Annotated in this window: 10 protein-coding genes; all 10 read right to left on the bottom strand. The window is 64.1% G+C overall.

Going from position 1 to position 8,427, the window contains the following annotated elements; translation table 11 throughout:
* The coding region (locus tag Q0239_RS16330) for a conjugal transfer protein TraG (RefSeq protein ID WP_298604836.1) at positions 1 to 1,909 on the bottom strand (1,909 nt) is incomplete at its 3' end.
* A gap of 153 nt (positions 1,910 to 2,062) precedes the next feature.
* Complete coding sequence (locus tag Q0239_RS16335; protein ID WP_056299336.1) at positions 2,063 to 2,725, bottom strand: TenA family protein; 663 nt, start codon at positions 2,723 to 2,725, stop codon at positions 2,063 to 2,065.
* An 81-nt stretch (positions 2,726 to 2,806) separates the two neighbouring features.
* Positions 2,807 to 3,229, bottom strand: a complete 423-nt coding sequence (locus Q0239_RS16340; RefSeq protein ID WP_056299340.1) for a type II toxin-antitoxin system VapC family toxin — start codon at positions 3,227 to 3,229, stop codon at positions 2,807 to 2,809.
* Positions 3,226 to 3,480, bottom strand: coding sequence for a type II toxin-antitoxin system Phd/YefM family antitoxin (locus tag Q0239_RS16345; RefSeq protein WP_056299343.1), 255 nt, complete (start codon positions 3,478 to 3,480; stop codon positions 3,226 to 3,228). Before Q0239_RS16345 ends, Q0239_RS16340 begins: the two co-directional genes overlap by 4 nt.
* Positions 3,481 to 3,593: 113 nt before the next feature.
* On the bottom strand, positions 3,594 to 5,330 hold the full coding sequence (locus tag Q0239_RS16350) for a VirD2 family relaxase/mobilization nuclease (RefSeq protein ID WP_056299346.1): 1,737 nt from the start codon (positions 5,328 to 5,330) through the stop codon (positions 3,594 to 3,596).
* Positions 5,327 to 5,572, bottom strand: coding sequence for a hypothetical protein (locus tag Q0239_RS16355; protein WP_211400701.1), 246 nt, complete (start codon positions 5,570 to 5,572; stop codon positions 5,327 to 5,329). The genes Q0239_RS16350 and Q0239_RS16355 overlap by 4 nt, the downstream gene beginning before the upstream one ends.
* The gene (locus Q0239_RS16360; protein ID WP_298604840.1) at positions 5,569 to 6,531 is read right to left on the bottom strand and encodes a lytic transglycosylase domain-containing protein; all 963 of its coding nucleotides are present in this window, start codon (positions 6,529 to 6,531) and stop codon (positions 5,569 to 5,571) included. Before Q0239_RS16360 ends, Q0239_RS16355 begins: the two co-directional genes overlap by 4 nt.
* 47 nt (positions 6,532 to 6,578) lie before the next feature.
* Positions 6,579 to 6,905 (bottom strand): DUF736 domain-containing protein, encoded by a 327-nt coding sequence (locus Q0239_RS16365; RefSeq protein WP_211400711.1) that lies wholly within the window; start codon positions 6,903 to 6,905, stop codon positions 6,579 to 6,581.
* Positions 6,906 to 6,940: 35 nt separating this feature from the next.
* The gene (locus Q0239_RS16370) at positions 6,941 to 7,501 is read right to left on the bottom strand and encodes a S26 family signal peptidase (RefSeq protein ID WP_298604842.1); all 561 of its coding nucleotides are present in this window, start codon (positions 7,499 to 7,501) and stop codon (positions 6,941 to 6,943) included.
* A complete protein-coding gene (locus Q0239_RS16375; protein ID WP_298604844.1) occupies positions 7,498 to 7,989 on the bottom strand; it encodes a DUF2840 domain-containing protein in 492 nt (163 codons plus the stop codon). Before Q0239_RS16375 ends, Q0239_RS16370 begins: the two co-directional genes overlap by 4 nt.
* Positions 7,990 to 8,427 lie beyond the last annotated feature (438 nt).

The raw sequence follows: 8,427 nt of genomic DNA on the forward strand, positions 1-8,427 counted from the left end.
CATCCGGATCGAATTCATTGGAGGGAGCTCTCACCGAGTCCGGCGCGATATCCTTATGCCGCTCTAGCCCAGGTTCGCGACGCAGGCCCCCGTTCGCGGGATCGTCATCTGATCTGGCCGCGCCATTCACCGCGAAAGTGGCGCGCGGCACAACGGTGCTCTTGCCTGTCGGCGCGGCGATAGGCCGCAGATTTGACCAGTCGTCTGGCTTCGGCGTGAGGCCGGCCTTCAGGTTCTGCGGGACGGGTGCCAGGCGTTCCTTGAGCCGCGCATCCTCGAAGTACCGCGCCTTTTTTGCACGGATTGGTGGAATGCCGGCGACCATCACAATCTCGTCGTCGGGCGGGAGCTGCATCACCTCGCCGGCTGTGAGCAGCGGCCGCGCCGTCTCCGAGCGCGAGATCATCAAATGGCCAAGCCAGGGCGCGAGACGGTGGCCGGCATAGTTCTGCATGGCGCGCATCTCGGTCGCGGTGCCGAGCGCATCGCTGACTCTTTTCGCCGTCCTCTCGTCATTGGTCGCAAAGCTGACCCTGACGTGGCAATTGTCCAGGATGGAATTGTTCTGGCCGTAGGCTTTCTCGATCTGGTTCAAGGACTGAGCAATGAGAAATGCCTTGATCTGATAGCCGGCCATGAAAGCAAGCGCGCTCTCGAAGAAGTCGAGTCGGCCGAGCGCCGGAAACTCGTCGAGCATCAGCAACAGCCGATGTCTCCGGCCCTTCGCGTGCAAGTCCTCGGTCAGCCGGCGACCGATCTGATTGAGCACGAGACGCACAAGCGGCTTCGTCCTGCTGATGTCGGAAGGTGGCACCACGAGATAGAGCGTCGTGGGTTTCTCACCAGACACGAGATCCGCGATCCGCCAATCGCAGCGGGCAGTGACGGCCGCGACGACGGGATCGCGATACAGGCCGAGGAATGACATGGCAGTTGAGAGCACGCCCGACCTTTCGTTATCGGACTTGTTGAGCAACTCGCGCGCCGCGCTGGCGATGACGGGATGCGGCCCCTTCTCGCCGAGATGCGGCGTCGTCATCATGGCGGACAATGTCGCCTCGATCGGCCGGCGCGGATCGGACAGGAAGGCCGCGACACCGGCGAGTGTCTTGTCATTCTCGGCGTAGAGCACATGGAGGATCGCGCCGACCAGGAGCGAATGGGATGTCTTCTCCCAATGATTGCGCTTCTCCAACGAACCTTCCGGATCGACCAGTACATCGGCGACGTTCTGAACGTCCCGCACCTCCCACTCGCCTTTCCGCACCTCGAGCAGCGGATTGTAGGCGGCCGAGTCGGCGTTGGTGGGATCGAACAACAACACACGACCGAAGCGGGCGCGCAGGCCCGCCGTCAATTCCCAGTTCTCTCCCTTGATGTCATGCACGATCGACGAGCCCGGCCAGGTCAGCAACGTCGGCACGACAAGACCGACGCCTTTGCCGGATCGTGTCGGCGCAAAGCACAGGACATGCTCGGCGCCGTCGTGTCGCAGATAGGCTCGGTCAAGCCGGCCGAGAACGACACCATCGTCGCCGAGAAGACCCGCGGACTGGACCTCATCCGGCTCGGCCCAGCGAGCCGAGCCGAAGGTACGCACGTCCTTGGCTTCGCGCGCCCGGTAAATCGACATGAGGATGGCGACAGCGATCGCGACGAGTCCACCCGAAGCCGCAATACCGGCGCCCTCCAGAAAGACGTGTGGCGCGTAAGCATCGAAAAAGAACCACCACCAGAAGAAAGCCGGCGCCGGATAGATCGGCAAGCCGACCAGCGCGAACCAGGGTGAGCCGAGCTGTGGCTGAAAGCCGAGCCGCCACGCAACCCACTGCGTCGCGGCCCAGACCGCGAGCAGCACGATCGCGAACACGACGCAGATCTGGCCCCACACGACTCGACTGGCTGACACAGCGAGCAAATCTCCCTGCACGTTGCAATATTCCGTAGAAGAGCAAGGAGTGCGGAGATTTCAACTGCGCCTGTGTCAGTTATCGTAGAACAGCGTAGGTGATCGAAAAAAGACTTGCGGCGTGCGGAAAATCGTCAACATTGGACATAGCGATCAGCGACCCCCATCAAATCCCATCTGCCAGAAGTCGGCTTCGAGTCGCGACGCCTTGCCGAACAGCGCTGCGAGTTCATTGAAGCGCCGTTCGGTCATCGCCCGCGCGGCCAGGTCATCGAGATGGCGTCGCGCCTTGGCCGCAACAGCCTGATAGGCATCGCCTGCATATTCGGCGATCCATTCGCGATAGGGATGGTCGCCGAGCGCGTCGACTCCCTCTGGCACCAGGTGGCGGCCGATCTCCGCATAACCAATGACGCACGGGGCGAGCGCGACATGCAAGTCGAGCAGGTCGCCGGCCGCGCCGCAATCCAGCACGAAACGGGTATAGGCGATCGTCGCCTGATGCTCGGGCGCGGCTTCGATGTCCTGCGGTGACAGCCCCCAGCGGCCGCACAGCCGTACATGAAGATCCATTTCGTCGAGGATGGCCGCCACCCCCGCCTGCGCCGCTTTCATGTCCGCCAGCGTGCGGCTCTTGTAGGTCGCGAGCGCATAAGCGCGGGCGAACTGGATCAGGAACAGATAGTCCTGCACGAGATAGGTTCGGAACGCCGCCTGCGGCAGCGTGCCAGCGCCCATCTGGCGGACGAAGTCGTGGTCGACGTAGCTCTGCCAGTCGTCTGCTGTGGCTGCTTTCAGCCGGTCGAAGACGTCCATCGCTCAACTCTCACTTTCGCAGGAAGCCCTTGAGCAGCGGCCGCTAACATGCCGGCCGGATCATCGACATGTGAGACCGGATCAATCCTGCCAAGGGTTGACTACGACAACGCCCGTGCCCTCGAAATCCCGGACGTTGCGCGTCGCCACGGTCAAGCCGTGGACAAGCGCCGTCGCGGCGATCAGCGCGTCGACCTCGTTGCGCCGGTCGGGAATATGCAGATGCGCGCAGCGCATCGCAATCTGGTCATCAATGGGCAGGATGCGTCCGGCGAACTCCGGCCGGACATGATTGTCCAGCCAGGCGCGCAGGCGCGCGCCCTGCGCGGCGTCGCGACGCTGGATGCCGAGCACGCCGCGTTCCAACTCAAGGATGGTGATTGCCGAGATGAAGAAGCTCTCGGCGTCCTCGGTATCGACCCATGCTGCGACCCTGGCATCGGCCTTTCCGTCGCCGATCTTGCGCAGTTCAGAAACCACGTTGGTGTCGAGCAGATAATTCAAGACAGATCGACCCCGCGCGGCGCGATCTCGACACGCGGCGGATCAAAGTCGATGTCCGACAGGCCCGGCATGGCGAGGGCTTGGGTCAAACGGCAGCGCTTGCCGCTGAGGCGGCAGAACTCGTCATAAGTCATCAGCACATGGGAGGGCTTGCCCCGGTCGGTGATGACGACCGGGCCGTCTTGTGCGGCCTTCTTGGCGCTGCTGACGTCATGATTCAGCTCGCGGCTGGAAAGAGTGGTGATGGTCACGACGCACCTCCATGTAGGCAAGTACCTACATAGGCCAGGCCAGTCTGGATTTCAAGATCAAACCGCTGGGCAGCGACCATGCCCATCCGCCACGGGTCCGCGCACCCTAGCCTTCACAGCCCGAGCCCCCGTTTGCGACCAAACGACCAATCGACGCCGCCATCGGCGCGGGCCACCCCGGAAATATGCCGCCCGATATGTTTCTCGATCGACGGGGTCCATGGCACCAGCTTGAAGCCGAGGCCGTCGTCGATCATGGCGAAGCGGCCAGACGCGAGTGCAAAGCGCCGGCTGTACGTGCCGGCGACAAATTCACCTTCAGCAGATTTCTGGAATGGCATACCGGTCTCGGCCGCGAGCGTGTCGCCGAGCGCGTCCAGCTCGCGTTGCCGGAGCGTACCGATCAGGTTCCGGTTGAATAGGATGCGCTCGCCATCGCGCCGCGCCATGCCATCCTGAATCAGATGTGCGGCGCGGGCCTCCATCGTCTGCTTCACCTCCAGACCGAAGCCGCCGCCAAGATCAACGGGGTCGCGAGCGACTAGCTGGCGGTCGAGCCAGGTCGCGCCGTTCGCCGTCGCCTGCGCCTCGATGGAGAGGTCGGATCGGACCGCCAGTGCGACACGGCGCTCGCCTTTCGCGTCCTCGAAGGATCGCAATTCCACGATCGAGCCCGGCGCGCTGTCGCCGGCCGACTCGATGTCCTGGAGCTTGATGTGGTGGGTGCGGCCGTCGACGCCGTCCACCACGGCATAGGCCGTCCCAACCAATTCGTTGTCGAGGCCGCGTTCGACCAGCCGGCCGATGATCGGGGCGCCATGCGCCTCGCCGGCCAGGACATAGTCGGCCGCGCCACGTGCGATGCCCTGCTCGTCGAGGGCGCGGTGCATCCGCTTGATGATGTCGTTGCGCTGGCCGAGGTCGCGCAACGTCGATTCCGCCTCCTTGGCGATGATCCACTGACCGGAGCCGATGGTCTCGGCAAGGCCGAGGTGTTCGAGGTGGCGCAGGCGTCCGACCTTTTGCGTCAGGTATGCGTCGGGCTGCCGGTCCGGTGACGGCGCCACGTCGATGACGCCCTGCTCGTTGGCGTCGCGGACAAGCTGGCGGTCAAGCTGGGTCCAGCGCTCGGCCTCGACCTGACGGCTCAGCGCGCGGCTGATGTCGAGATCGGTGCGCGGTCCAAGTTCCTGGGTGATGAGATCCTGCGCACGATCGCGCATCCCGCTCTTGATGTAGTCGCGGTCGATCACGAGGTCGCGACCATCATCGGCGCGGCCGCGCACGATGACATGGACGTGGGGGTTGTCGGTGTTCCAGTGATCGACCGCAACCCATTCGAGTTTCGTGCCGAGATCCTTTTCGGCCTGCGCCATCAGTTCGCGGGTGAACCGCTTCAGATCCTCCATATCGCTCGCGTCTTCGGGCGAGACGATGAAGCGGAAGTGGTGCCGGTCGTCCTTGCAGCGCTCGGTGAACTCCTTGACGTTGGCGTCGTCGGTCTCCGGGCCGAACATCTTCGCGCGCTCGCCGTCACGGGTGACGCCATCACGGCGGAGATAGTTGAGATGACGGGCGAGCGGACCGCGCGGACTCTTGTTGCGGACCACGAGCGCCTTGACGGTGCAGAATCGCGTGCGGCTGGTGATGAAGCGATTGGCGCGGATGCTTGCGACGCGGCCGCGCGCGAAATGCGGGCCGCGGCCCGCGGTGATCTTGCCGGAGCGCGAGATGCGGCCGCCGGCCCTCTGCGCGGCGGCGAGCGCCTGAGCGACAAAAGGCAAGGCGCGCTGCGCTCGCGATGAGCGGATGCGCCCTGGGCGAACATGGAAATCGTCATCGCGTGTCATAGCTGAACTCGCGATGTGCGATATTCACTGAAATCATTCGCGAAAATAAAGACGCGCACATCGTGACGACGATCCACGATGTGCAAAAAATCGGAAAAAGCAGAAGCAAAACAACCGACCGTCCAAGCCGCGATGTGCGGCTTTTTATCTTGCCTTCCCACAGTTGTTGCCTGGCCTGACCCGCTGCCCTCCGCCATCTCTACGATTGCGCACGCCGTGAAGCGTGGAAACTCGATGCTCATCGCTGTTCTCCATCTGCGCGCAGTCTTCGCACGAAGAGGCCATCGGACGGTGGCATGAGCGCCGACAGATCGACGATCGAAGGCGCGCTCGATGGTCGACCGGAAGGACGATCGACCGCCCCGAACTCGCCATCATGGTGGACACTAGATCGCACGACGAAGATCGGCCCAAGCGACCAGGATTTGCGCGAGGCGGCGCCGGCCAAGCGCATCACAGGGACCTTGCCGTCGATCATCGCCGCGATCTTCGCGACGTAAGCGACAGTCTCGGCCGGCAGTGCGCGGCCGCTCGCAAGGTGCGCATCATAGCGCCTCGGACCTGCGTTATAAGCGGCGAGCATCGCGGCCATCGAGCCATAGCGATCGTGCATTTCGCGGAGATAGGCCGCGCCGGCCAGAATGTTGGCGCGCGGCTGCCAAGGGTCGTGGCCGAGACCGTAACGCCTGCGCAGCTCGTTCCATGTCTTCGGCATGATCTGCATCAGGCCCATCGCGCCCTTGGGCGATCGTGCGGTCCTATTCCCCGTGCTTTCGACGGCCATGACCGCGCGTATCCAGCGCTCGGGAATGGCGAAGCGTTTGGCCGCCTCGGCGATGTGCGCGGCCCACGGATCGCGCGATGGAGCAGCGGACTTTACGCGCGTCGCAGGAGACGCAAACGGCGGCTCCGCAGTCGCGTCCGCTGTCGAGCACGCGATCACGGAACATGCGGACAGCATGACGATGATCGACGACAGCGTGGCGCGAAAGCCGCCGTCCCGAACCGCCATCAGCTTGCCATCGTGCTCGCTTCGCTCAAGGGCAAGGCTGCGCCGCCGGCTGGCGTTTTCCGGACGGGCATCGTCCGACGACATGCCGCGCACCCGGAAAACTGACCGACGCCCCTGACCTGCGCTGCGCGCGACGGCCGCGCTGTGAGCGATCGGGTCGAGGGGATTGATGGGCGCTCGATCGATCAAGGGGATTGCAGGAGAACGGTCGCGCGAGCGCCGGCACCGCATAGCCGTCACCCCTCGCCTTCCTGTTTCTTCCGCCGCGTCCAGAGCAGGTTCCACACATCTTTCTTGGTGTCGGACTCGAACAGGCGAGCGCGGATGGGTTGGTTCAAGATCGGATCGTCGATGGTTACGGAGAGGTACGCACCGGCACGGTCGCCGGTGCGATCCCAGGCCGCGCCAACTTCCATGCCGTTACAGAAGACGCGATGGTTTGGCGCATTCTCGGTGTCGGATTCATCGATCGGAAGAATGGACACCTCGGCGTCGAAAACGAGTGTGCGTACGCGGCCGAAGAAGCCATCTTCCTTGCGGGTGAACGCTCCAATCTGAGTCATTGCAATGATCCTCATCTGGTTGGAGAAGCGAGCCATTACGGCTCGTCGGAGACCGGCGCACGGAGGAATTCCGCGGCCGGATCGGCGGCACCGGGGGTGCCGGCGGGAAAGGCGCGGCCGGTGGTGGGGGGGATGGGGAGGGGGCCGAAGTAGCGGCTGTCGAAGCTGTCGGAGCTGTCCCAATTCATGAAAAAGGCTTCGCCGTCATGAAGCGTGCGGCAGCCTTGCCAGTCGGGCAGCGGTCGGCCGCGCGTGTCGCGCGCGAGCGCCTGTCCGTAGATTCCGTCATAGGCGATGATGGCGCTGCCGCGCCGGCAGATCGTCGTGCCGCCGAGCGCCAGGACCCGCTTGATGAGAGGCAGGCCGCGCGGCAGATAGCGACGTTCGTCGAGAAATGCCGCCAGCTCCGCGGGCGGCATGACGACGGCGAGATCGGTGACGTCGACCTGGTCGCCGGGAACGATGCGGTAGAGCCCGATCGGCACGCTCGTGGATGCGTTCCAGATGAACCGGATGTCCGGCCGGCTCCAGGCCGGCACGACGATCAAAGCTGCGCCAGCAAGCATCGACAGCAACGTCATGTGGCGCCAGATCATGGCGAAACCTCGCGCCGCAACAGCCAGGCGCGGTGCTGCTCGGGGCTGTAGATGCGGAACGGTTCGTTGACGCTGATGCGATGGTTGAGATGCCGCCAGTGTTCTGGCGCAACGTCAGCGGGATCGATATCGAGCGCTTCGATCGCGTCGATCGCGGCCAGCCCGCGCTGCACCTTCGGCCATCCGCTGATCCGCAACAGGATGTCGCCGCCGGGGCGCACGAACGGCAGCGTCTGATACGGCTCGCCGGTCGTCACGGTGCGCAGGATGTCGATCCGCGAGATGATCGTGCCGTATTCATTGGCCGCCCAACGGACGAAGGCGAAGATACTTCCGGGCACGAAACTGACGATGCGTCGATGGCGGTCGAGACGCTGTTCGTCGACGATGTGCCCGAAGCGGATACGGTGCTCGATGCGCTTTTCGCGCCACGTCAGTTCGACCAGCGTGTGGTCGGTTGGTCCGCTCGCGCGCAGGTCTGCCGTCATGGCCGCAACCCTCGGACGAAGCGCGACACGATGATGTTAAGGCAGTCGCAACCGATCGGACGTGCGATAGTCCCGCGTCCACAATTCCGCGAGGTGGCGTGCCGCGTTAGCAAAAGTCCGAAGGACTTTGAGTTAGGAAAGTTAGAGGGGGACAAATCCGCCTTGTCGCGCCAGACAGTTAAGAGGCGCGCGCGTTCCCAATAGTACGGGACTCGCGTTCCTGATAGTACGGGTGTCGGCGTTCCCAATAGTACGGGTCCATCCACACCTTTTGCACCGGCGCGTGCCATGTTCATCGCACGCCTCCCTGCCGCTGGAGCGGCGCAACGGTGCAGTCGGAACCCGCGGGCCGGAAGATCAGGCGCTGCCGGCCGTCGGGATCGTCGATCAGTGTCAGGTGGTAGCCGGGCAACGGCTGGCGCTGGACGATGGCGCGCA

Source organism: uncultured Sphingorhabdus sp., assembly GCF_937872355.1.
In the GTDB taxonomy this organism is placed as follows: domain Bacteria; phylum Pseudomonadota; class Alphaproteobacteria; order Sphingomonadales; family Sphingomonadaceae; genus Sphingorhabdus_B.

Excerpts from the sequence above, each read along its gene's own strand:
- Q0239_RS16335 (WP_056299336.1), bottom strand. The coding sequence starts at position 2,725 with ATGGACGTCTTCGACCGGCTGAAAGCAGCCACAGCAGACGACTGGCAG.
- Q0239_RS16350 (WP_056299346.1), bottom strand. The coding sequence starts at position 5,330 with ATGACACGCGATGACGATTTCCATGTTCGCCCAGGGCGCATCCGCTCA.
- Q0239_RS16355 (WP_211400701.1), bottom strand. The coding sequence starts at position 5,572 with ATGAGCATCGAGTTTCCACGCTTCACGGCGTGCGCAATCGTAGAGATG.
- Q0239_RS16365 (WP_211400711.1), bottom strand. The coding sequence starts at position 6,905 with ATGACTCAGATTGGAGCGTTCACCCGCAAGGAAGATGGCTTCTTCGGC.
- Q0239_RS16370 (WP_298604842.1), bottom strand. The coding sequence starts at position 7,501 with ATGATCTGGCGCCACATGACGTTGCTGTCGATGCTTGCTGGCGCAGCT.
- Q0239_RS16375 (WP_298604844.1), bottom strand. The coding sequence starts at position 7,989 with ATGACGGCAGACCTGCGCGCGAGCGGACCAACCGACCACACGCTGGTC.